Below are 22,714 nucleotides of genomic sequence, written 5' to 3'. Positions count from 1 at the left end.
GGGTGCGGGTTACCGTGCCACCTTGTCTTTTCGCACCACACCTGCAATACTTTATACTTTGGCACCAAAGTTTTCATGAAATATACGAGTTCGACTACTGAGGTTCCGGAAGCCCCGAATGTGCCGCGCCACGTGGCGATCATTATGGATGGCAATGGCCGCTGGGCGACCAAGCGCTATCTGCCGCGCGTGGCCGGGCACGTCAAGGGCGTCGAGGCGGTGCGCACCGTGGTCGAGGCCTGCGCCCGCCGCGGCGTCGAATACCTGACGCTGTTCGCCTTCAGTTCGGAAAACTGGCGCCGCCCGGAGGAAGAGGTGTCGCTGCTGATGCGCCTGTTCGTGACGGCGCTCGACCGCGAGGTCTCCAAGCTGCACGCCAACAATATCCGCTTGAAAGTCGTCGGCGACCTGAGCCGCTTTGACGCCAAGCTGCAGGGCATGATCGCCAGCGCCGAGCGCAAGACCGCCAACAACACCCGCATGACCGTCACCGTCTGCGCCAACTACGGCGGGCGCTGGGACATCATGCAGGCGGTCGGCAAGATGGTCGCCGCCCACCCGGGCGCGGGCGACTTCGCCGAGGAGCAGCTGGCGCCGCACCTGGCGATGGCCTACGCGCCCGAGCCGGACCTGTTCATCCGCACCGGCGGCGAACAGCGCATCTCCAACTTCCTGTTGTGGCAGCTGGCCTACACCGAACTGTTCTTCACCGACACCTACTGGCCCGATTTCTCCATCGAGTGCCTCGACGAGGCGATCGCCTCCTACCAGCACCGCGAGCGCCGATTCGGCCGCACCGGCGCGCAACTGGCGGAAAAGACCAACTAATGCTGAAAACACGGATTATTACCGCGGTGCTCTTGCTGGCGGTGTTGCTGCCGGTCCTGTTCTTCAATTATTTCCCCGCGTTCGCCGTGGTCGTCACCTTGTTCGTCGGCGCCGCCATGTGGGAGGGCGCGCGCCTGTTCGGCCTGTCGGCCACGGCCGCCAAGGTCACCGGCGTGGTCAGCTGCGCCCTGTTCGTGTTGCTGATGTACGGCGCCAAGCCGGGCGCCGTGAACGCGCTGTACGGCGTGGCCGCGCTGCTGTGGCTGATCCGTTACGCGCCGACCCTGGGCCTGGGCCTGCCGCCGCTCAAGGGCGCTGCCAACTGGTCGATGGCCATCACCTTCAGCTTTGCCATTTTCGCGTGCTTCTTCGCCATCGTCGGCCTGTACCTGAAATCGCCGCTGTACCTGCTGTCGGTGCTGGCGCTGGTGTGGATCGCCGACATCGGCGCCTATTTCTCCGGCAAGGCGTTCGGCAAGCGCAAGCTGGCGCCGACCATCTCGCCCGGCAAATCGTGGGAAGGCGCCATCGGCGGCGGCGTCGCCGTGCTGGCGATCGCCGCGCTGACCATCGTCGCGGCCGTCTCGGCGCCGTGGCTGCAGGACACCTTCGCCGTGCGCCTGCAGGCGCGCTTCGGCTGGGCGCTGGCCTTGCTGGCGCTGCTCGTCATCGTCGCCGCCTCGGTCATCGGCGACCTGTTCGAATCCCAACTCAAGCGCCGCGCCGCCATCAAGGACAGCAGCAACCTGCTGCCGGGCCATGGCGGCGTGCTCGACCGTGTCGACGCGCTGATCCCCGTATTGCCGCTGGCGGCGCTGCTGACCGCCTGGCTCTGAAAGAGATTTCTATGCAACGCATCACCATACTTGGCGCCACCGGTTCGATCGGCGTGTCCACGCTGGACGTGCTCGCCCGCCATCCCGAGCGCTATTCCGTCTACGCCTTGTCGGCGCACAGCCGCGTCGAGGAACTGGCCGCGCAGTGCGTGCAATTCCGTCCGGCGCGCGCCGTGGTCGGCAGCGCCGCCGCCGCCGACCGCCTGGGCGCGCTGCTGCGCGCGGCCGGCGTCGCCACCCAGATCGAATTCGGCGAGGCGGCGCTGTGCGCCATCGCCAGCGCGCCCGAAGTCGACAGCGTCATGGCCGCCATCGTCGGCGCCGCCGGTCTGGCCCCGACCCTGGCCGCCGCCCGCGCCGGCAAGAAGGTGCTGCTGGCAAACAAGGAGGCGCTGGTCATGTCCGGCCAGCTGTTCATCGACGCCGCCGCCGACGCCGGCGCCGTGCTGCTGCCGATCGACAGCGAACACAACGCCGTGTTCCAGTGCCTGCCGTCGTCGTACGGACGCCAGCCCGGCGCCAGCGGCGTGGCCAAGATTTTGCTCACCGCGTCCGGCGGCCCGTTCCTCACGCGCGCCGTCGACACGCTCGACGCCGTCACGCCGGAGCAGGCCTGCAAGCACCCCAACTGGTCGATGGGCCGCAAGATCTCGGTCGACTCGGCCACGATGATGAACAAGGGCCTTGAGGTGATCGAGGCGCACTGGCTGTTCGGCGCCCCGGCCGACCAGATCGACGTCGTCATCCATCCGCAGTCGGTGATCCACTCGATGGTGTCGTACGTCGACGGCTCGGTGCTGGCGCAGCTGGGCAACCCCGACATGCGCACGCCGATCGCCCACGCGCTGGCCTACCCGGAGCGCATCGATTCCGGCGTCGCCCAGTTGGACCTGACGCAGATCGCCACGTTGCAGTTCGAGCGTCCCGACTTCGCCCGCTTCCCGTGCCTGGCGCTGGCCTTCGACGCCTTGCGCGCCGGCGGCACGGCGCCGGCGCTGCTCAACGCGGCCAACGAGGTGGCGGTGCAAGCCTTCCTCGACCTGAAGATCGGCTTCCGCCAGATCGACCGCGTCATCGCCCGGGTGATGGAGGCGCTGCCGCACGGCGCCGCCGACAGCATCGAGGCCGTCATGTCGCAGGACGCGCTGGCGCGCGGCGCCGCCGAAAACTTCATCGCCGGACTGGCAAAATGAACTTCCTGCAAACCGTCCTGGCGTTCGTCGTCTGCCTTGGCTCGCTGATCGTCTTCCATGAGCTGGGCCACTACCTGGTGGCACGCTGGTGCGGCGTCAAGGTGCTGCGCTTTTCGGTCGGCATGGGCAAGATCGTGTGGTCGCGCCGCTTCGGCCCCGACCAGACCGAATGGGCCGTGTCGGCGTTGCCGCTGGGCGGCTACGTCAAGATGCTCGACGCGCGCGAGGGCGACCTGGCCCACCTGCCGCCGGAAGAGCTGAAGCGCGAGTTCACGCGCCAGAACGTCTGGAAGCGCATCGCCATCGTCGGCGCCGGCCCGCTGGCCAATTTCCTGATCGCGATCGTGCTGTTCGCCGGGTTGTACATGCACGGCGTCGAGGAACCGGTCAGCCGGGTGAGTGTGCGCGCCAGCGAGGTGGTCGAGTTGTCCGCCGGCGCCGTGTCGCCAACCGCGTCGCCAACCGCGTCGTCCTCCGCGCCGTCGACGCCGATCGCCACGCCCGCCTGGCGCGCCGGCCTGCGCAGCGGCGACCTGGTCACCGCCATCAACGACCAGCCGGTGAGCGTCTGGTCCGAGCTGCGCTGGAACCTGATGCAGTCGGCCATCGACAAGAAGGAAGCGCGCCTCACGGTCGAACGTCCCGGCCAGGGCCGGATGCATGTCGTGCTGGCGGCCGAGGTGCTGGCCGCGCTCGACCTCGACGGCGATATCGTCGGCAAGCTCGGCCTGGGCGTGGCCCGTCCGGCGCCGGTGGTGCAGCAGGTGATCGCCGGCGGCCCTGCCGAACGCGCCGGCCTGCGCAAGGACGACCTGCTGCTGGCGGTCGACGGCACGCCGGTGGAAGACGGCATCGCCTTCATCGACCTGATCCGCGCCTCCGCCGGCAAGACGGTGAGCGTGGCGGTGCGGCGCGACGGCCAGCCGGTGACCTTGGCGATGACGCCCCAGGCCGAGCAGGCAAAAAGCGGCAAAGGAACTGTAACAGTCGGTAAGATCGGCGCTTCCATCGCTTTGCAGCCGGATATGATCACCGTGCCCTCGTCGCCGCCGGCGGCGCTGGGCAAGGCGCTGGCGCGGGTCTGGGACACTTGTACGATGACGCTGAAGATGATCGGCAAGATGATCGTCGGCGAAGTCTCGCTCAAGAACGTCACCGGCCCGATCACGATCGCCGACTACGCCGGCCAGACCGCGCGCATGGGCGTGGCCAGTTATTTGAGCTTTATCGCCTTCATCAGCATCAGTTTAGGGGTAATGAATTTGCTACCGATTCCGGTTCTAGATGGGGGGCATTTGCTGTATTATTCGCTGGAAGTTTTAACTGGGCGTCCTGTGCCGGAGCGTTTTAACGAGATCGCACAGCGCGTCGGCATCGGTTTGCTGATGACGTTAATGCTGTTGGCGGTATTTAACGACGTCGCCCGGCTCTTATAAAGTAGTTCGTTGATTTAGCCATTGAATAACCCCGATGAAATTATATTCTGACCGTATTACTTCACCTTCCCTACGCCGCAGCTTGATCGGCGCCGCCGTCCTGGCGCTGTGCGCCGGCCGGGCCATGGCGATCGAACCGTTCGTCATCAAGGACATCCGCGTCGAAGGGATACAGCGTACGGAAGCCGGTACGGTGTTCAGCTACCTGCCGGTGCGGGTGGGCGAGACCTTCAACGACGACAAGAGCGTCACCGCCATCAAGGCGCTGTACGCCACCGGTTTTTTCAAGGACGTGCGGCTCGAGGCCGACGGCCAGGTGCTGGTGGTGCTGGTCGAGGAACGTCCGGCCATCTCCAAGGTGGAGTTCACCGGCACCAAGGAATTTGAAAAAGACACGCTGGTCAAGGCGTTGAAGGACATCGGCGTCGGCGAGACCAAGATTTTCGACAAGGCCTCGGTCGACCGCGCCGAGCAGGAGTTGAAGCGCCAGTACCTGTCGCACGGCCTGTACGGCGTCAAGATCGTCACCACCGTCACGCCGATCGAGCGTAACCGCGTCAACATCACGTTCGCGGTCGACGAGGGCGAGATTGCCAAGATCAAGCAGATCAACATCGTCGGCAACAAGGTCTTCTCGGACAAGGAACTGAAGGACCAGCTGGCCCTCAACACCGGCGGCTGGTTCAGCTGGTACACCAAGGCCGACCAGTACTCCAAGACCAAGCTGACCGGCGACATCGAGTCGCTCAAGTCCTACTACCTCGACCGCGGCTACATCGAGATGAACATCGATTCGACCCAGGTGTCGATCACGCCGGACAAGAAGGACATCTACATCACGATCAACATCACCGAAGGCGAGAAGTACACCGTCTCCGGCATCAAGTTCGAGGGCGAGACCTTCGGCCGCGAGGAGGAGCTGCGTTCGCTGGTGCTGCTCAAGAACGGCGAGACCTATTCCGGCGCGCGCCTGACCGCCACCAACAAGCTCATTTCCGACCGCCTCGGCACCTTCGGCTACGCCTTCGCCAACGTCAACGCCAATCCGGACATCAACCGCGACAAGCGCGAGGTGGCGTTCACCTTCTTCATCGATCCGGGCAAGCGCGCCTACGTGCGCCACATGAACATCGCCGGCAACACCACCTCGCGCGACGAGGTGATCCGCCGCGAGTTCCGCCAGTTCGAGTCGTCCTGGTACGACGCCAACAAGATCAAGCTGTCGCGCGACCGCGTCGACCGCCTGGGCTACTTCAAGGACGTCACGGTCGACACGCCGGAGGCGCAGGGCACCTCCGACCAGGTCGACGTCAACCTGACCGTGGTCGAAAAGCCGACCGGTAACTTCCAGATCGGCGGCGCGTTCTCGCAGTCCGAGAAGTTCACCTTCCAGGCGGCGATCCAGCAGGCCAACTTCGCCGGCTCGGGCACCACCGTCGGCATGGAACTGAACACGTCCAAGTACAGCCGCACGATCTCGTTCTCGCAGACCGACCCGTATTACACCGACGACGGCGTCTCGCGCTCGTACGAGATCTATCTGCGCACGATGAAACCGCCGGCGCTCAACACCGGGTACTACACGATCAAGCAGCAGGGCGGGCGCGTGAGCTACGGCGTGCCGTTCTCCGAAGTCGACACGGTGTTCTTCGGCATCGGCCTGGAACGCTCGAACATCGTCACCGACGCCACCTCGCCGACCCGTTTCCAGCAGTATGTGCGCGACATCACCGGCATCCAGAGCGGCATCGGCAGCGCCAAGACCAACGCCGTGCCGCTGACGATGGCGTGGGCGCGCGACAGCCGCGATTCGGCGCTGACGCCGACGGTGGGCCGCTACCAGCGCGCCAACCTGGAGCTCGACATCATCGGCCAGCAGAAGTACTACCGCGCGGTCTACGAGCAGCAGTGGTACAAGCCGCTGTTCTCGAAGGTGACCCTGGCGTTGAAGGGCGAGGTCGATTACGGCCGCGGCTTGCGCGACAGCTCCTACCCGGTGTTCAAGAACTTCTATGGCGGCGGCATCGGTTCGGTGCGCGGCTACCTGAGCTCCTCGCTGGGCGCGGTCGATCCGCGCTACGGCGACGCGCTGGGCGGCGCCTCGCGCCTGATCGGCAACGCCGAGCTGCAGCTGCCGTTCCCCGGTTCGGGCCAGGACCGCAGCCTGCGCTGGTTCGGCTTCGTCGACGGCGGCCAGGTGTACCAGGAAGGCGAGAAGATGCGCCTGCAGCAGCTGCGCTATTCGGCCGGCCTGGGTATTAGCTGGATTTCGCCGGTCGGCCCGCTCAAGTTGAGTTATGCTAAGCCCCTGAACGCCAAGGAAGGCGACCGCCTGGAGCGCTTCCAGTTCCAGATGGGCAGCGGCTTCTGATGCGGCTGCCGGTTTTAACAGCGTACGGCATTAATATTTACCTCGGAGAAACAAGTTGAAGACTGCATCCGCTAATCTGACCAAATATCTCGCCGTGCTTGCGCTGGGCTGGAGTGCATTGGCGCCGGTGCAGGCCCAGACCTCGGCCTCGCGCATCGCCTGGCTCAGCCCCGAGCGCATCTACAACGAGTCGAAGCTGGCCAAGCTGGCCAGCGAGAAGCTGCAAGAGGAGTTCAAGAGCCGCGAGAAGGCCATGCAGGAGATGGCCGGGCGCCTGAAGACGGCCTCCGACAAGCTGGAGAAGGAGGCGCCGGCGCTGTCCGAGGCCGACCGCGTCAAGCGCCAGCGCGACGTGTTCGAGCTTGACAAGGAATACCAGCGCCGCCAGCGCGAGTTCCGCGAGGACCTGAGCCAGCGCACCAACGAGGAGCGCCAGGCCATCTCGGACCGCGCCACCAAGATCATCCGCCAGATGGCCAATGTCGAAGGCTTCGACATCGTGCTGCAGGACGCGGTATGGGCGAGCCCGCGCATCGACATCACCGACAAGGTGCTGGCGGCGCTCGATAAAGACAAATAAATCACACAAGATTGGATACCCCGATGGGCACTCGACTGGGAGAATTGGTCGAACGCTTCGGCGGGCAGTTGATGGGTGACGCGAACCTGGAAGTGACCGGGATCGCGCCATTGACCGACGCCGGCGTTTCGCACATCAGCTTTCTGAGCAACAGCAAACTGCGCGCCCAGGCGCTGCAGACGGCGGCGGCGGCGTTGATCGTCTCGCCCGCCGACGACGAATTCATCGCCGCCGGCTACAGCGGCGCGCGCATCGTCACCCCCAACCCGTACGTCTACTTCGCCAAGGCGGCGCAGTATTTCTACTCGCTGACGGCGATCGTGCCGCCGGCCGGCGTGCATCCGACCGCCTTCATCGGCGAGGGCGCGCAGATCGCCGCCACCGCCCACATCGGGCCCAAGGTGGTGGTGGAGGCGGGCGCGGTGATCGGCGAGCACGCCGTCATCGACGCCGGCTGCTACATCGGCCGCGAGGCGGTGATCGGCGAGGGCACGCACTTCTTCGCCAACGTCACCTTCCACGCCTACTGCCAGATCGGCGCGCGCGGCATCATCCACTCGGGCGCCGTGATCGGCACCGACGGTTTCGGCTTCGCCAACGAGAAGGGCGTCTACATCAAGATCCCGCAGACCGGGCGCGTGATGATCGGCGACGACGTCGACATCGGTGCCAACACCACGGTCGACCGCGGCGCGCTGGCCGACACGGTGATCGAGGACGGCGTCAAGCTCGACAACCTGATCCAGATCGCCCACAACTGCCATATCGGCGCGCACACGGCGATGGCCGGCTGCGTCGGCATGGCCGGCAGCACCACGGTGGGCAAGTACTGCACCTTCGGCGGCGCGGCCATGATCAACGGCCACATCACCATCGCCGACCATGTCAACGTCGGGCCGTCGACGATGATCCCGCGCTCGCTGACGGAACCGGGCACCTATATCGGCTACTACCCGATGTCGCGCCCGGCCGAATGGGAAAAGTCGGCCGTCATCGTGCGCAACCTGGCCGCCATGCGCGACAAGGTGCGGGCGCTGGAAAAAACAATTAAAACACTGACGAATCAAGAAGAGAAATAGATTATGACCACCACTCCGGAAACCACCGAATCGTCCTGCACCAAGAAGTGCCTGGATATTCACGCGATCAAACAATACCTGCCGCACCGTTATCCGATGCTGCTGGTCGACCGCGTGCTGGATTGGGAGGCCAACCAACGCATCACGGCGATCAAGAACGTCACCGTCAACGAGGAATTCTTCAACGGCCACTTTCCGCACAAGCCGGTCATGCCGGGCGTGCTGATGATCGAGGCGATGGCGCAAACGGCGGCCATCCTGTCGTTCCTGTCGATCGGCGTCAAGCCGGACGAGAACTCGGTGGTGTACTTCGTCGGCATCGACAACGCGCGCTTCAAGCGTCCGGTCGAACCGGGCGACCAGCTGGTGATGAACGTCGAGATCCTGCGCCACGCGCGCGGCATCTGGAAGTACAAGGCGGTCGGCACGGTCGACGGCCAGCTGGCGCTCGAGGCGGAACTGATGTGCACCATCCGCAGCGCCAGCGACGCCAGCCAGCCGATGGGGAAGTAAGCATGTCGAAGATTCACGCCACCGCCATCGTCGACCCCAAGGCGGAACTCGACAGCAGCGTCGAAGTCGGGCCGTATTCGGTCATCGGCCCCAACGTGCGCATCGGCTCGGGCACCGTGGTCGGACCGCACGTGGTCATCGAAGGCCACACGACCATCGGCAGCGACAACAAGTTCTTCCAGTTCTCGTCGATCGGCGCCGCGCCGCAGGACAAGAAGTGGTCGGGCGAACCGACCCGCCTGAGCATCGGCGACCGCAACACGATCCGCGAATTCTGCACCTTCAACACCGGCACGGTGCAGGACAAGGGCGTCACCACGCTGGGCAACGACAACTGGATCTCGGCCTACGTCCACCTGGCGCACGACTGCCAGGTCGGCAGCAACACGATCTTCTCGAACAACGCGCAGCTGGCCGGCCACGTCGAAATCGGCGACTGGGTGATCATGAGCGGCTTCGCCAACGTCCACCAGTTCTGCAAGATCGGCGCCCACGCATTCGTCGGCATGAGCACCTCGCTGACGCAGGACGTGCCGCCGTTCGTGCTGTTGAACGGTAACCCAGCGCAGGCGCACGGCGTCAATATCGAAGGCCTGAAGCGGCGCGGTTTCACGCGCGAGCAGATCAACGGCATCCGCACCGCCTACAAGATGATTTACCGCTCCGGCCTGACCCTGGAAGAGGCCAAGGCCGCGCTGCTGGCCGAGGAGCAGGCCACGCCGGCCGCCGCCGAGCAGATTCGTTCGATGCGCGAATTCCTCGGCATCGCCAGCCGTGGCATCGTCCGCTGACATGACGCAGCCGGAACGACCGCCACTGTCGCTGGCGGTCGTCGCCGGCGAGCCCTCGGGCGACGTGCTGGCCGCGCGCCTGTTATCGGGACTGCGTCCGCATCTGCCGCACGCGCGCTTCCACGGCATCGGCGGCGAGCATATGATCGCGCAGGGCTTCGAATCGCACTACCCGATGGACAAGCTGACCGTGCGCGGCCTGCTGGCCGTGATCCCGCGCTACCCCGAAATCAAACGCATCCAGAACGAACTGCGCGACCGCCTGCTGGCCGAGCGGCCGGCCGCCTTCATCGGCGCCGACTACCCGGGCTTCAACCTGGGGCTGGAGATGCAGCTCAAGGACGCCGGCATCCCGACCATCCACTACATCGGGCCGCAGATCTGGGCCTGGCGCGGTGGCCGCATCAAGAAAATCATCAAGGCGGTCTCGCACATGCTGGTGGTCTTTCCGTTCGAGGAGGAGATCTACCGCCAGGCGAGGGTGCCGGTCAGCTATGTCGGCCATCCGCTGGCCGAGCTGATACCGATGGTGCCGGACGTGGCGGGCGCGCGCCGCGCGCTGGGCTTGCCCGAGGACGCCAACGTGGTGGCGATCATGCCGGGCAGCCGCATGTCGGAGATCAAGTACAACACGGCCGCCTTCATCGGCGCGGCCAGGCTGCTCAAGCAGCGCGACCGCTCGCTGCGCTTCGTCGCGCCGATGGCGGGCGAGCGCCAGCGCCAGTACTTCCTCGAACTGGTGGCGCGGGCCGGCCTGCGGGACGTGGAAATCCAGCTGCTCGACGGCCAGTCGCACACCGCCATCGCGGCGGCCGACGCCGTGCTGGTGGCGTCGGGAACGGCGTCGCTGGAGGTGGCGTTGTTCAAGAAGCCGATGGTGATCGCGTATAAAATGATGGCGGCCGAATACCAGATCCTGCGCCACTTCGGCTACCAGCCGTGGATCGGATTGCCCAACATCCTGGCGCGCGAGTTCCTGGTGCCGGAGATGCTGCAGGACGCCGCCAGCCCGCAAGGCCTGGCCGACGCCATGTGGAAGCAGCTGAGCGACGCGCCGCACCGCCTGAAGCTGGTGCAGCGCTTCAGCGACATGCATCACAGCCTGCTGCGCAACAGCGCGGTGGAGAGCGCGGCGGCCGTGCTCAAGGTAATTTCCAGATAGAGAATCAACGTGAAAAATCAACATCCAGGCCTGTTCGACGACCTGCCCGAGTCGGCCGACGAAATCATTTGCGGCGTCGATGAAGCGGGCCGCGGCCCGCTGGCCGGACCGGTGTTCGCCGCCGCCGTCATCCTCGACGTCTCGCGCCCGATCGCCGGCCTGCGCGACTCGAAGAAGCTGACCGAAGCCAAGCGCGACCTGCTGGCGCCGCTGATCAAGGCGCAGGCGCTGGCCTGGGCCATCGCCGAGGCGTCGGAGGAGGAAATCGACAAGCTCAATATCCTGCAGGCGTCGATGCTGGCGATGCGGCGCGCGGTGGAGGCGCTCAAGACGGTGCCCACGCTCGCGCTCATCGACGGCAACCGCTGCCCGGTCATGAAAATCCAGAGCATCGCCGTCATCGGCGGCGACGACAAGGTCGACGCCATTTCGGCCGCGTCGATCCTGGCCAAGACCGCGCGCGACGCCGCGCTGGTGGCGCTGCACGCGAAGTATCCGCATTACTGCTTCGACCAGCACAAGGGCTACGGCACCGCGCTGCACCTGGAGCGCCTGCGCGAACACGGCGCCTCGCCGGTGCACCGCCGCTCGTTCGCGCCGGTGCGCGAGGTGCTGGAACTGCACGCGCTGCGCAACGGCGTGGTGGTCGAGACGGTCAAGGTGGTGAAGGTGGAGCAGACGGCGCAAACGGCGCAAACCATGGACTTGCTGGCCGCCGGAGGTTTCGCATGAAGACCATCACCTCGCGCGACAACGCCCAATACAAGGAACTGGTCAAGCTGGCCGGCAGCTCGCAGGCGCGCCGCAAGTCCGGCCGCACCCTGCTGGACGGCGTGCACCTGTGCCAGGCCTACCTGCAGCTGCGCGGCCTGCCGGAGCAATGCATCGTCAGCGAGACCGCGCTGCACAATCCCGAAGTGATGGACATCGTCGGCCAGCTGGAGGCGCAGCACGCGCACGTGCTGGCGCTGCCGGATGCGCTGTACAACGCCGTCAGCCAGGTCGAGCACGGCGTCGGCGTGATGTTCTCGGTGCAGACGCCGGAGCGCGCCGTCAGCGAGCCGCTGGCGGTATCGGCGGTGCTGCTCGATAACGTGCAGGACCCCGGCAACGTCGGCTCGATCCTGCGCAGCGCGGCGGCGGCTGGCATCAAGCAAGTCTACTGCAGCGCCGGCACCGCGTTCTGCTGGTCGCCCAAGGTGCTGCGGGCGGCGATGGGCGCGCACTTCGTGCTCGATATTTTCGAGAATGTCGACCTGGCGGCGCTGGTGTCTGCCTCCAAGGTGACATCGCTGGCCACCAGCGGCTACGCCACGCAACGGCTGTACGATGTCGATCTGCGGCAGCCGGTCGCGTGGCTGTTCGGCCACGAGGGGCAGGGCGTGGCGGACGATCTGCTATCGATGGCGACCCACCAGGTGGTGATTCCGCATCTGGGGCAAGTGGAGTCCCTGAACGTCGCCGCCTGCGCGGCGGTATGCTTTTTCGAACAAGTCAGGCAGAATCAATCCTAGAACGTTTGATCGGAGCCGTCATGGATATCGCGCAGTTGCACTTTCTGGTAGCGGAAGGGGATCAGGTACAACGACACGCGCTGGCCGATATCCTGGTCCACCTGGGCGTTGGACGGATCACGCAAGCGCCCGACGGCTACACGGCGCTGCGCCACTTCAGCGCCGGCATCACGCCCCCGGTCGATATCGCCATCCTCGATTTGGCCTTGCCCGGCATGGACGCGCTCGAGCTGATACGCCGGCTGGGCGAAGCGAAAAGCACGGCCGGCATCATCATCGTCGGCGCGCAGACCAACGCGGTGCTGTTCTCGGTGGAGACCATGGCCGACGCTTACGGCGTCAACGTGCTGGGCGCGGTCGGCAAGCCGGTCATCGGCAGCCGGCTGGAAGCGCTGGTCGGCAATCATCTGCATCGGCCGGAACCCCACGCCGCCAGCGTCAAGGTCCAGCCGATGTCGTTCGCCGAAGTGGGCGCGGGCCTGCAGGCGCGCGAATTCGATCCCCATTTCCAGCCCAAGATAGAACTGGAGACGGGGCAGGTCAAGGGCCTGGAGATGTTCGCGCGCTGGCGCCACCCGCTGCACGGGGTACTGGGGCCGGCGTCGTTCATGCCGGCGCTGGAACAGAACCGCCGCATCGACTTCCTCGACTGGAGCATGATCGAAAAATCGGTCGCCGCGTGCCGCACCTTGCACGACCAGGGCATACCGATCTCGTTCTCGATCAACGTCGACCAGAGCACCCTGGCGCACCCGCAGTTCATGGAGCAGATCGCGGCCTGCCTGGCGCGGCACAGCATCCTGCCCGACTACATCACCTTCGAGATAACCGAATCGGCGGTGCTGACGACCGACCCGCACTTCCTCGAACGCCTGCTGCGGTTGCGGATGAAGGGTTTCGGCCTGGCGATCGACGACTACGGCACGGGGCGCAGCAACCTGCAGCTGCTGGCGCGGATACCGTTTTCGGAACTGAAGATCGACCGCAGCTTCGTCGACGGCGCCTCCAAGAAACAGGCCATCGGCACGGTGCTGCGCTCCTGCCTGGGGCTGGCGCGCAGCCTCGACCGGCGCTCGGTGGCGGTCGGCGTCGAGACCAAGCAGGACTGGGACTTCCTGCAAGGGCTGGGCTGCACCTACGCGCAGGGCTATTACATCGCCAAACCGATGCCGGTCGAGGAATTCCCGGCCTGGCTGGCCGACTGGCAGCATTTCTTCTGACCCCGGAGTGGTTATTCGACAACGCCGACTTCGACCCGGTTGCGCCCCGCGGCTTTCGCGCGGTACAGCGCGGCGTCGATGCGCGCGATCAGCGATTCCAGCGTCTCCTCGGCGGACGCCAGGCTGGCCGCCCCCATGCTGCAGGTCACCGTCAGCGGCGTCGCGCCGCCGATGTCGAACGGCTGCCCGGCCACGGAGCGCCGCCATGCGTCGATGCGCTCGACGGCGCCGGGCTCGTCCAGCGATAGTCCCGGCAGAACCAGCAGGAACTCCTCGCCGCCATAGCGCCCGATGCAGTCGCCGTCGCGGATCTGCATGCGCAGGTGCCGCACCAGCCCGCACAACAGCGCGTCCCCGGCCGGATGTCCATAGGTGTCGTTGACGCGCTTGAAGTGGTCCAGATCCAGCAGCACCAGCGTCAAGGCGCCGCCGTGGCGTCGTCGCTGGGCCAGCTCGCGCGCCGCCAGTTCGAAGATGGCGCGCCGGCTCATGGCGCCGGTCAAGCTGTCGGTGAACGCGAGCTCACGCATGCGCTCGTGCGATTCGGCCAGTTCGCGCGTGCGCTCGCGCACCAGCGCCTCCAGCTCGTTTCGATGCTGCACCAGCCGCCGTATGCGAACGCGGTGCCCGGCATAGATCAGCAACGCGGCGAGAACCAATGCGACGGCGACCACCGGCGGACGTCGCCACCACGGCGGCATGATCTCAAAATTCAGCGTCACGGGCTCGCTGCGTTGTCCCAAGTCGTCGTTGACGGCGACCAGCTCCAGGCTGTAGTCGCCCGTACCCAAACCGGCATAACGCAGCTCGCCGCCCGCGATCTCGCTCCAACCGTTCTCGCTTCCATGCAGGCGGTAGCGCACATGCTGTGACAGCCGGTTGGTAAAGATCGGAATTTCCCAGCGCAGTTCCAGCAACTGCGTGGACCAGGGTATCGCCGTTTTGCGGCCGGGTGTCAGACTGACGCTACCCAGCTTCGCCTCGGTGAGTTTGAGCGCCAGCGGCTGCGCGCCGCCCAGCCGCTCCGGATCGCTGATGCGGGTCACGCCACGGCTGGTGCCGACCCAGATGGCGCCGCGCGCATCCTCGGCCAGCGCGCTCTGGTCGCAATCGTTCCAGGCCAGGCCATTGCTTTCGTCGAAACGGCGCCAATCCTTGCCGTTCCAGCGCACCACGCCCACGTCGGTGCCGGCCCACAGCCAGCCCCGGTGGTCTTCCAGCAGCGACAGCAGGCGCAACCCTTTGAGCACGGCCGGTTGCACCGGTTCGGCCCGCGGCACGCCCGGGCGATTCAGGTCGATGCGCATCAATTGCCGACCGACGGCCGTGCGCAGCCAAACACGACCGTTGCCACAGGCAAGATAGGACACGCCGCTGCTCGGCGCCAGCCCGTCCACCTGCGGCCGGACGAAGCCGCGCGCCGGATCGTACTGCAGCAGCCCGCTACCGGTTCCCACCCAAATGACGCCGCTGCCCCTGTCGCGGCACGCGGTGTTGACGCTCCGGTCGCTGGCGTTGAACAGGCGATCGAGCTCGTCGCGCCGCCGTCCCGGCCCGCTGCCGTCGAGCGGCATGCTAAAGAGCCCACGGCCGCCGCCAAGGACCCACAGTTCGCCACCGGCGGCCAGCATACGTCCTCCGCGTATCCGGCCGCCGTCGGTCATGGAGCGCCACGGCTGCCCGCGCCGGCGGTGGAGCAGCTCCCCGCCGAAGGTGGACAACCACATGCCGCCGCTACCGTCGGACACAATGCCGGCGATCTGGCCGGTGACCGTGGGCGCCTCGCGCACCAGCGTCTGGCCCGCGGCATCGATGGAGACGACGCCACGCTGGGTGCCGATCCAAACCCTCCCCGCGCCATCGTCGGCGATGGACCACACCACGTCGGAGGGCATGCCCTGGCGCGTTGTCCACGACGACCAGTTTTCATAGCCGCGCCAGTGCGCCAGCCCGTGCCCGGTGGTGCCCAGCCACACGTCGCCGTTGTGGTCGGGCAGCATGGCGCGCAGGCCATCCTCCGTCAAACCGTTACGGTCCCCCAAGTGCTGCCATTGCCCGGCCTGCCAGCGATACACCCCCGCGTCACCTGGCGTCAACACGCGTCCCGCGCTGTCTTCGCTCATCGGCAACCAGCGGCTATTGGCGCCACGCCCCAAGCCCTGCGGCGTGACGTCTGTGAATTGGGTGGTGCCGGCGGCGCGGCGCACGACATGACGGTCGCTCCGCGCCCAGATGGCGCCGTCGCGCGCCTGCAGTAGGCCGAGCCATTCACCCTGCGGCAGGCCGTCGGCGGCGCCCCAGCGCTCGAGTCGGTTTTGGTGCCATCGGCACAACGCGCTGCCGCAACCGAACCACCAGGCGCCGTCTTTGGCAACCAGAATGGAGCGGGCTTCGCGCGCATCCGGTTTCGATGGATCGAGCGTGGCTGGCAGCGCCGGTTCCATGCGCGCGCTGTCGCCGGTCGCGACCACCCGCCACAGTTTGCCCTCTCCGCCGACGACCAGCACGCCGCCATCGGGCAGTGGCGCCAGCGACTGCCCCGCGAGCGCCGACCAGGTCGGGTCACCAGTCGATACCGTGACAATCCTGCCGCCGTGGTAGCGAAGGACGCCGGCTTGACTGGCGGCCCACAAGGAGCCGTCGCTACCAAAAACCGTGCTGTAGATTTCCTGCTTCGCCACGCCCTCGGGAGACCGAATGGTCTCGCCGTCGTGGCGGTACAGGCCATTTTCCGTGCCTATCCACAGCGCCCCGCCGGGCTCCTGCGCCAGAGCGTTGACTGCCAGATTGCCCAAGCCGTCTGTGTTCGTGTAGTAGCGCAGCGATAGCTGCTGCGCGCTTGCCAGCGCCGACAGCAATCCCAGCAGCAGCGCGCAGCAATAGGACGCAAACCGGTTAATTTTTGCTGTCGGCTTATGGACCCCCATCATTCGCATCCTCTTGCCCATCCAAACGGTCGTCGATCGAGCCATCAGGATATGGGATTCCAAGATGTTGGCGCAAGGAAATTCTATATTTAACACCGCCGCCAGGCGATGGGAGGCGTTGTATAGGGTACAAAGATGACGGCCTCGTTTGACGCCGATGGATGGAGGGGGGCGGTCAGCGCGCTTTCATCTGAGGTTGTTTTTCGCCGCGTTCAACATGCCGGTATAGGCCGGCTTGGGCTGCTGCCGCCTGTCGAACGGCAACGGCGAATCGTGGCGCCCTTCATACTCGCCGTGGTTGAGCCATGTGTGGCTGTCCGAGATGCCCCACAACGTGACGGCGCGCAGTTCCGGATGGGCCAGGAATACCTTCATCAGCGCCGCATAGCGTTCGCCCTGCAGCCGCAGCAGCGTGTCCTCGCTGTCCGACAGCGACTTGGCCTGATACCGGTACAGGCTGACGTCAAGCTCGGTGACCTGGTTCTCCAGCCCCAGTCGCGCGAACGTGGACAGCGATTCATCGATCGCCTCCGCCGACGGCCCGAACACCGATACATGCATCTGATGTCCGACGCCGTGCACCGGCACGCCGCGCGCGATCAATCCCTTGACGACACGCTCGAGGCACTGGCGCTTGGCCGGTTCCTCGGTCGAATAGTCGTTGATGTACAGCCGCGCCTTCGGATCGGCCGCGTGCGCGTAGCGGAAGGCTTGCTCGATATAGTCGTCGCCGACGGCGGCAAACCATTTATCCTTGCGCAGACAATTGGGCTGCTTGTCGTCGATGACCTCATTAACGACGTCCCACGCGTACACCGCGCCCTTGTACCTGCCCACCACCGTGTCGATATGCGACTTCAGACGGGCCAGCACCAGCTCGCGCGTGGCGGGCTTGCCCTCCCTGTCGGTCCACATCCACGCCGGCGTGCGCAGGTGCCACAGCAGCGTGTGGCCGCGCATCGCCATGCCCTGGCCGTGCGCGTACGCCACCAGCTTGTCCGCCGGGCCGAAATTGTACGCGCCTTCCTTCGGCTGGATGTCGGCCGGCTTCATGACGTTTTCGGCGACGATACTATTGAAGTGCGCCGCCAGCAGCGGCGCTTCGGCCGACGTCAACTGCGACGGTTCGATGGCGGCTCCTATCTTCAGCCGGCCTTCGTACGCTTTCGCGAGGGAAGGGGTGTCCTGCGCGGCCGCCTGCAGCGCGGCGGCCCCCAGCAGCATCGTCAACGCGGCGCGCCGGATCATGTCAGTACTCGCGCCGGTTTGGTTTGATCTCCTGCAGGATCGTGGTCGAAATCTCCTCGATCGATTTGGTCGTCGACGACAGCCAGCGGATGCCTTCGCGCTTCATCATCATTTCCGCCTCGTTGACCTCGTAGCGGCAGTTTTCGAGCGACGCGTACTTGCTGCCGGCGCGGCGCTCGTTGCGGATCTCGGCCAGGCGCTCCGGCGTGATCGTCAGGCCGAAGATCTTCGGCTTGAAATCGTACAGCGACGACGGCAGCTTGCCGCGCTCGAAATCGTCCGGGATCAGCGGATAGTTGGCCGCCTTGATCCCGTACTGCATCGCCAGATACAGGCTGGTTGGCGTCTTTCCCGAGCGCGAAACGCCGACCAGGATCACGTCGGCCGAGGCCAGGTTCTTGTGCGACTGGCCGTCGTCGTGCGCCAGCGAGAAATTGATCGCTTCGATGCGGTTTTTGTATTCTTCGCTGTCCACAATGTTGTGCGAACGACCAATGGTGTGTGTCGATTTGACATTTAATTCTTGTTCCAAAGGAGCAACAAATGTCTGGAACAAGTCCATGTACATGCCCTTGCATTGCCGGATCACGTCCGACAATTGGGTCTGCACCAAGGTCGAAAAGATGATCGGACGTTGACCGTCGGTTGCAAAAGCCTCGTTGATCTTGCGCGCCGCGTCGTGCGCCTTGTCCAGGGTATCGATGAAAGGCAGACGCACCTGCCGGAAACGCAGCTCGAACTGGGTCAGCACGGAGTGACCAAAAGTTTCAGCCGTGATACCGGTGCCGTCGGAGACGAAGAAAACCGTGCGGGCCGCCGACGGCAGGGGAGGACGTTGTTCTTGTGTCATGTGATGTAAGCCTGTCAGGATTGTGAATCGTCAATTTGAGCCGCAGGCTGTAGAATGGACGCCATAGGTAAGATTGTGCTGCACGACGACCAGAATAACAAGAATGAAACAAAGCGTCTGCGCACCGCTGGAAGATTTCTATCATCAAAAGGTGTCAATATGTCTAACGCAGCATTGAAGGAGCAAAATAACGAAGCGGTTTACGTCGCGTCGTTCGAAAATTTGCGCATGACGGATGTCGAATCCGTCGGCGGCAAGAACGCCTCGCTGGGCGAAATGATCAGCCAACTGGCCGAAGCCGGCGTCCGCGTGCCAGGCGGCTTCGCCACCACGGCGCAGGCGTTCCGCGACTTCCTGTCGTATAGCGTCGGCGGCGGCAAGCCGCTGGCCGAACGCATCGCCGACCGCCTGGCCGATCTGAACATCGACGACGTGCGCTCGCTGGCGCAAGCGGGCGCCGAGATCCGTCAATGGATCATCGAAACCCCGTTCCAGCCACGCCTGCAGGCCGAGATCGAGACCTTCTACGACAAACTGGTCGCCGATTCGAGCACCGAAATGTCGTTCGCCGTGCGCTCGTCGGCCACCGCCGAGGATTTGCCGGACGCCTCCTTCGCCGGCCAGCAGGAGACCTTCCTCAACGTCGTCGGCATCGAAAACGTGCTCGACGCGATGAAGCACGTCTTCGCCTCGCTGTACAACGACCGCGCCATCTCGTACCGCGTCCACAAAGGCTTCACCCACGCCGAAGTCGCGTTGTCGGCCGGCGTGCAGCGCATGGTCCGCTCCGACCTGGGCGCGGCCGGTGTGATGTTCACCATCGACACCGAGTCCGGCTTCAAGGACGTGGTCTTCGTCACCTCCAGCTATGGCCTGGGCGAGACGGTGGTGCAGGGCGCGGTCAATCCCGACGAGTTCTACGTCCACAAACCGATGCTGGAAAAAGGCAAATCGCCCGTCATCCGCCGCAACATCGGCTCCAAGCTGCTGAAGATGGAGTTCACCAGCGAAGCCAAGGCTGGCCGCTCGGTCAAGACCGTCGACGTGCCGGTGGAAATGCGCAACCGCTACTCGCTGAACGACACCGAAGTGGTGGAACTGGCCAAGTACGCCGTCATCATCGAAAACCACTACGGCCGTCCGATGGACATCGAGTGGGGCAAGGATGGCCGCGACGGCAAACTGTACATCCTGCAGGCGCGTCCCGAGACCGTCAAGTCGCAGCAGAAGGCGACCGACGTGCAGCAGCGCTTCAAACTGAAATCGAGCGGCACCGTGCTGGCCTCCGGCCGCGCGATCGGCCAGAAGATCGGCGCCGGTCCGGTGCGCGTGATCCACGACCCGGCCGACATGGAACGCGTGCAGCCGGGCGACGTGCTGGTGGCCGACATGACCGATCCTAACTGGGAACCGGTCATGAAGCGCGCCTCGGCGATCGTCACCAACCGCGGCGGCCGCACCTGCCACGCGGCGATCATCGCCCGCGAACTGGGCGTGCCGGCGGTCGTCGGCTGCGGCGACGCCACCGAAGTGCTCAAGGACGGCACCTTCGTCACCGTGTCCTGCGCCGAAGGCGACGAGGGCAAGATCTACGACGGCCTGCTGGAGACGGAAGTGTCGGAAGTGGCGCGCGGCGAGCTGCCTAAGCTGCCGACCAAGATCATGCTCAACGTCGGCAATCCGCAGCTGGCGTTCGACTTCCAGTCCGTGCCGAATGCCGGCGTCGGCCTGGCGCGGCTGGAATTCATCATCAACAACAACATCGGCGTCCATCCGAAGGCGATCCTGGAATACCCGAACATCGACGCGGACCTGAAAAAAGCGGTGGAGTCGGTCGCGCGCGGCCACGCCTCGCCGAAGGCCTTCTACGTCGACAAGCTGGCCGAGGGTATCGCCACCATCGCCGCCGCCTTCTGGCCGAAGCCGGTGATCGTGCGCATGTCCGACTTCAAGTCGAACGAGTACAAAAAGCTGATCGGCGGTTCGCGCTATGAGCCGGACGAGGAAAACCCGATGCTGGGCTTCCGCGGCGCGGCGCGCTACCTGGCCGAGGACTTCGCCGGCGCGTTCGAAATGGAATGCCTGGCGATGAAGCGCGTGCGTAACGACATGGGCTTGACCAACGTCGAGATCATGGTGCCGTTCGTGCGCACGCTGGGCCAGGCCGAGAAGGTCGTCAACCTGCTGGCCAAGAACGGCCTGGTGCGCGGCGAGAACGAACTGCGTCTGATCATGATGTGCGAAGTGCCGTCGAACGCGATCCTGGCCGATCAGTTCCTGGAGCACTTCGACGGCTTCTCGATCGGTTCCAACGATCTGACCCAACTGACCCTGGGCCTGGACCGCGACTCCGGCATGGCGCTGCTGGCGGCCGACTTCGACGAGCGCGATCCGGCCGTCAAGGCGCTGCTGTCGCTGGCGATCAAGGCGTGCCGCGCGCAGGGCAAGTACATCGGCATCTGCGGCCAGGGTCCTTCCGACCATCCGGACTTCGCGGTCTGGCTGATGGAGCAGGGCATCGAGTCGATGTCGCTGAACCCGGACTCGGTGATCGACACGTGGCAGAAACTGGCCGCGCTGCAGAAGTAAATAATAAAGTTTGACCCTGGCTGAAAATGGTATAGACTGGAGTTGTCGAATTTAGTTGCAAAAAACTCTATCAATACCATCTGTCTTGCTGCAAAAACCCTCGTGTCCCGGTCCGGGAAGCGGGGGTTTTTGCATTTTTCAACCGTCGTAATGGGAGAACATCATGGCTGAATGGAGTTACTGGCTGGTCGCCGCCGGCGCGCTCGTCATCGTCGAACTGTTCATCGGCACCTTCTACCTGCTGATGATCGCCATCGGGCTTGGCGCCGGCGCGCTGGCCGCGCTGCTGGGCCTCGGGCCGGCGCTACAGACGCTGGTGGCCGCACTGGTGGGCGTGGGCGCCACCTTCGCGCTGCGCCGCAGCCGTTTCGGCAAGCTGGCAAGCGGCGTGCGCGCCGAGCGCGATCCCAACGTCAACATGGATATCGGCCAGACGGTCAACGTGCCGGCCTGGCAGGACGGCGCGGCGCGCGTGATGTACCGGGGCGCGTTGTGGGACGTGGAGCTCGATCGCAACCCGCCGGGGGCGAACCCTCCGCCGGGCCACTACAAGATATGCGAAGTGCGCGGCAGCCGCCTGATCGTGGCAGGCTAAGATTAATCAACCGGAGAGTGTAGATGGATATCAGTTTTGGTAATGTAAGCCTGGTGTTGTTTGTCCTGGCGTTGGTGTTCGTGTTCAAGACCATCAACGTGGTGCCGCAGCAGCACGCGTGGGTGGTCGAGCGGCTCGGCAAATATCACGCGACCTTGGGGCCCGGCCTCAACATCGTGATCCCGTTCGTCGACCGCATCGCCTACAAGCACGTGCTCAAGGAGATCCCGCTGGACGTGCCGCCGCAGGTGTGCATCACCAAGGACAACACGCAGCTGCAGGTCGACGGCATCTTGTACTTCCAGATCACCGACGCCATGCGGGCGTCGTACGGATCGTCGAACTACATCGCCGCGATCACGCAACTGGCGCAGACCACCTTGCGCTCGGTGATCGGCCGCATGGAGCTCGACAAGACTTTCGAGGAGCGCGACCATATCAACACCACCGTGGTCAACGCGATCGATGAATCGGCCGCCAACTGGGGCGTGAAGGTGCTGCGTTACGAGATCAAGGACCTGACGCCGCCGAAGGAGATCCTGCACGCGATGCAGGCGCAGATCACCGCCGAGCGCGAAAAGCGGGCGCTAATCGCCGCCTCCGAAGGCCGCAAGCAGGAACAGATCAACATCGCCAACGGCGAACGCGAAGCGCAGATCGCCCGCTCGGAAGGCGACAAGCAGGCGGCCATCAACCGCGCCGAGGGCCAGGCGGCGGCCATCGTCGCGCTGGCGGAGGCCAACGCCTCGGCGCTGCGCCAGGTGGGCGCGGCGATCCGCGAGCCCGGTGGCGAGGACGCGGTCAACCTGAAGGTGGCGGAGCAGTATGTCGGTGCTTTCGGCCAGCTTGCAAAAACCAATAATTCGATTATCATCCCGGCCAACCTGGGTGAGATGAGCGGCTTGATCGCGACCGCGATGCAAGTGGTAAAAACGCAGAAGGACGCGTCGCTGATCAAACCCGCCAAAGCATAGGGAGCGGA

Annotated in this window: 19 protein-coding genes; 16 read left to right on the top strand and 3 right to left on the bottom strand. The window is 65.1% G+C overall.

The genetic code is table 11. From position 1 onward, the window contains the following. The first annotated feature begins 75 nt into the window (after positions 1 to 75). The 13 genes from uppS to JOD97_RS05385 are packed head-to-tail and all read left to right on the top strand — an operon-like array spanning position 76 to position 13,523. On the top strand, positions 76 to 828 hold the full coding sequence (gene uppS, locus JOD97_RS05445; RefSeq protein WP_209714033.1) for a polyprenyl diphosphate synthase: 753 nt from the start codon (positions 76 to 78) through the stop codon (positions 826 to 828). Further along, a complete protein-coding gene (locus JOD97_RS05440; RefSeq protein ID WP_209714031.1) occupies positions 828 to 1,664 on the top strand; it encodes a phosphatidate cytidylyltransferase in 837 nt (278 codons plus the stop codon). Before uppS ends, JOD97_RS05440 begins: the two co-directional genes overlap by 1 nt. Positions 1,665 to 1,675: 11 nt before the next feature. After that, the gene (gene ispC / locus JOD97_RS05435) at positions 1,676 to 2,857 is read left to right on the top strand and encodes a 1-deoxy-D-xylulose-5-phosphate reductoisomerase (protein WP_209714029.1); all 1,182 of its coding nucleotides are present in this window, start codon (positions 1,676 to 1,678) and stop codon (positions 2,855 to 2,857) included. Beyond that, positions 2,854 to 4,293, top strand: coding sequence for an RIP metalloprotease RseP (gene rseP, locus JOD97_RS05430; protein ID WP_209714027.1), 1,440 nt, complete (start codon positions 2,854 to 2,856; stop codon positions 4,291 to 4,293). The genes ispC and rseP overlap by 4 nt, the downstream gene beginning before the upstream one ends. A 34-nt stretch (positions 4,294 to 4,327) precedes the next feature. Then, positions 4,328 to 6,664, top strand: a complete 2,337-nt coding sequence (gene bamA, locus JOD97_RS05425) for an outer membrane protein assembly factor BamA (RefSeq protein ID WP_209714025.1) — start codon at positions 4,328 to 4,330, stop codon at positions 6,662 to 6,664. A gap of 55 nt (positions 6,665 to 6,719) precedes the next feature. Beyond that, positions 6,720 to 7,244 (top strand): OmpH family outer membrane protein, encoded by a 525-nt coding sequence (locus tag JOD97_RS05420; RefSeq protein WP_090313863.1) that lies wholly within the window; start codon positions 6,720 to 6,722, stop codon positions 7,242 to 7,244. A 23-nt stretch (positions 7,245 to 7,267) separates the two neighbouring features. Continuing rightward, positions 7,268 to 8,323 (top strand): UDP-3-O-(3-hydroxymyristoyl)glucosamine N-acyltransferase, encoded by a 1,056-nt coding sequence (gene lpxD / locus JOD97_RS05415; RefSeq protein ID WP_209714023.1) that lies wholly within the window; start codon positions 7,268 to 7,270, stop codon positions 8,321 to 8,323. A 3-nt stretch (positions 8,324 to 8,326) separates the two neighbouring features. Further along, positions 8,327 to 8,836 carry a 3-hydroxyacyl-ACP dehydratase FabZ gene (gene fabZ, locus JOD97_RS05410; RefSeq protein WP_209714021.1) on the top strand — a complete coding sequence of 170 codons (510 nt, stop codon included), beginning with the start codon at positions 8,327 to 8,329 and terminating at the stop codon, positions 8,834 to 8,836. A 2-nt stretch (positions 8,837 to 8,838) separates the two neighbouring features. Beyond that, the gene (lpxA, locus tag JOD97_RS05405; RefSeq protein ID WP_209714020.1) at positions 8,839 to 9,627 is read left to right on the top strand and encodes an acyl-ACP--UDP-N-acetylglucosamine O-acyltransferase; all 789 of its coding nucleotides are present in this window, start codon (positions 8,839 to 8,841) and stop codon (positions 9,625 to 9,627) included. Further along, positions 9,611 to 10,789, top strand: a complete 1,179-nt coding sequence (gene lpxB, locus JOD97_RS05400; RefSeq protein WP_373999790.1) for a lipid-A-disaccharide synthase — start codon at positions 9,611 to 9,613, stop codon at positions 10,787 to 10,789. The genes lpxA and lpxB overlap by 17 nt, the downstream gene beginning before the upstream one ends. A 9-nt stretch (positions 10,790 to 10,798) precedes the next feature. Further along, on the top strand, positions 10,799 to 11,521 hold the full coding sequence (rnhB, locus tag JOD97_RS05395) for a ribonuclease HII (protein WP_209714019.1): 723 nt from the start codon (positions 10,799 to 10,801) through the stop codon (positions 11,519 to 11,521). Then, positions 11,518 to 12,303, top strand: a complete 786-nt coding sequence (locus tag JOD97_RS05390; protein ID WP_209714017.1) for an RNA methyltransferase — start codon at positions 11,518 to 11,520, stop codon at positions 12,301 to 12,303. Before rnhB ends, JOD97_RS05390 begins: the two co-directional genes overlap by 4 nt. Positions 12,304 to 12,323: 20 nt before the next feature. Continuing rightward, the gene (locus tag JOD97_RS05385) at positions 12,324 to 13,523 is read left to right on the top strand and encodes an EAL domain-containing protein (protein WP_209714016.1); all 1,200 of its coding nucleotides are present in this window, start codon (positions 12,324 to 12,326) and stop codon (positions 13,521 to 13,523) included. A gap of 11 nt (positions 13,524 to 13,534) precedes the next feature. Here the strand turns inward: JOD97_RS05385 and JOD97_RS05380 are convergent, their stop codons facing one another. The 3 genes from JOD97_RS05380 to JOD97_RS05370 all read right to left on the bottom strand — a co-directional run bounded on the left by JOD97_RS05380 (position 13,535) and on the right by JOD97_RS05370 (position 18,548). Beyond that, positions 13,535 to 16,513 (bottom strand): diguanylate cyclase, encoded by a 2,979-nt coding sequence (locus tag JOD97_RS05380; RefSeq protein WP_209714014.1) that lies wholly within the window; start codon positions 16,511 to 16,513, stop codon positions 13,535 to 13,537. A 123-nt stretch (positions 16,514 to 16,636) separates the two neighbouring features. Further along, on the bottom strand, positions 16,637 to 17,698 hold the full coding sequence (locus JOD97_RS05375; RefSeq protein ID WP_209714012.1) for an endo-1,4-beta-xylanase: 1,062 nt from the start codon (positions 17,696 to 17,698) through the stop codon (positions 16,637 to 16,639). A 1-nt stretch (position 17,699) separates the two neighbouring features. Beyond that, positions 17,700 to 18,548 (bottom strand): pyruvate, water dikinase regulatory protein, encoded by an 849-nt coding sequence (locus JOD97_RS05370; protein ID WP_209714010.1) that lies wholly within the window; start codon positions 18,546 to 18,548, stop codon positions 17,700 to 17,702. Between the two features lie 159 nt (positions 18,549 to 18,707). Here JOD97_RS05370 and ppsA point away from each other — a divergent pair, with 159 nt between their 5' ends. The 3 genes from ppsA (at position 18,708) to JOD97_RS05355 (ending at position 22,706) form a co-directional block, all read left to right on the top strand. After that, complete coding sequence (gene ppsA, locus JOD97_RS05365) at positions 18,708 to 21,137, top strand: phosphoenolpyruvate synthase (protein WP_209714008.1); 2,430 nt, start codon at positions 18,708 to 18,710, stop codon at positions 21,135 to 21,137. A 163-nt stretch (positions 21,138 to 21,300) separates the two neighbouring features. Then, positions 21,301 to 21,732, top strand: a complete 432-nt coding sequence (locus JOD97_RS05360; RefSeq protein ID WP_209714006.1) for an NfeD family protein — start codon at positions 21,301 to 21,303, stop codon at positions 21,730 to 21,732. 23 nt (positions 21,733 to 21,755) lie between these two features. Further along, on the top strand, positions 21,756 to 22,706 hold the full coding sequence (locus JOD97_RS05355; RefSeq protein WP_209714004.1) for an SPFH domain-containing protein: 951 nt from the start codon (positions 21,756 to 21,758) through the stop codon (positions 22,704 to 22,706). Positions 22,707 to 22,714: the final 8 nt, after the last annotated feature.

Source organism: Duganella sp. 1411, from assembly GCF_017833525.1.
Classification (GTDB): Bacteria; Pseudomonadota; Gammaproteobacteria; order Burkholderiales; family Burkholderiaceae_D; genus Rugamonas.
The sequence above is the reverse complement of the archived record's forward strand: the minus strand, read 5'-3'. Positions and strand labels throughout refer to the sequence as shown.

Excerpts from the sequence above, each read along its gene's own strand:
- JOD97_RS05355 (WP_209714004.1), top strand. The coding sequence starts at position 21,756 with ATGGATATCAGTTTTGGTAATGTAAGCCTGGTGTTGTTTGTCCTGGCG.
- ispC (WP_209714029.1), top strand. The coding sequence starts at position 1,676 with ATGCAACGCATCACCATACTTGGCGCCACCGGTTCGATCGGCGTGTCC.
- bamA (WP_209714025.1), top strand. The coding sequence starts at position 4,328 with ATGAAATTATATTCTGACCGTATTACTTCACCTTCCCTACGCCGCAGC.
- ppsA (WP_209714008.1), top strand. The coding sequence starts at position 18,708 with ATGTCTAACGCAGCATTGAAGGAGCAAAATAACGAAGCGGTTTACGTC.
- lpxA (WP_209714020.1), top strand. The coding sequence starts at position 8,839 with ATGTCGAAGATTCACGCCACCGCCATCGTCGACCCCAAGGCGGAACTC.
- JOD97_RS05375 (WP_209714012.1), bottom strand. The coding sequence starts at position 17,698 with ATGATCCGGCGCGCCGCGTTGACGATGCTGCTGGGGGCCGCCGCGCTG.
- rseP (WP_209714027.1), top strand. The coding sequence starts at position 2,854 with ATGAACTTCCTGCAAACCGTCCTGGCGTTCGTCGTCTGCCTTGGCTCG.
- JOD97_RS05360 (WP_209714006.1), top strand. The coding sequence starts at position 21,301 with ATGGCTGAATGGAGTTACTGGCTGGTCGCCGCCGGCGCGCTCGTCATC.
- JOD97_RS05385 (WP_209714016.1), top strand. The coding sequence starts at position 12,324 with ATGGATATCGCGCAGTTGCACTTTCTGGTAGCGGAAGGGGATCAGGTA.
- JOD97_RS05390 (WP_209714017.1), top strand. The coding sequence starts at position 11,518 with ATGAAGACCATCACCTCGCGCGACAACGCCCAATACAAGGAACTGGTC.
- fabZ (WP_209714021.1), top strand. The coding sequence starts at position 8,327 with ATGACCACCACTCCGGAAACCACCGAATCGTCCTGCACCAAGAAGTGC.
- JOD97_RS05370 (WP_209714010.1), bottom strand. The coding sequence starts at position 18,548 with ATGACACAAGAACAACGTCCTCCCCTGCCGTCGGCGGCCCGCACGGTT.
- lpxD (WP_209714023.1), top strand. The coding sequence starts at position 7,268 with ATGGGCACTCGACTGGGAGAATTGGTCGAACGCTTCGGCGGGCAGTTG.
- uppS (WP_209714033.1), top strand. The coding sequence starts at position 76 with ATGAAATATACGAGTTCGACTACTGAGGTTCCGGAAGCCCCGAATGTG.
- JOD97_RS05440 (WP_209714031.1), top strand. The coding sequence starts at position 828 with ATGCTGAAAACACGGATTATTACCGCGGTGCTCTTGCTGGCGGTGTTG.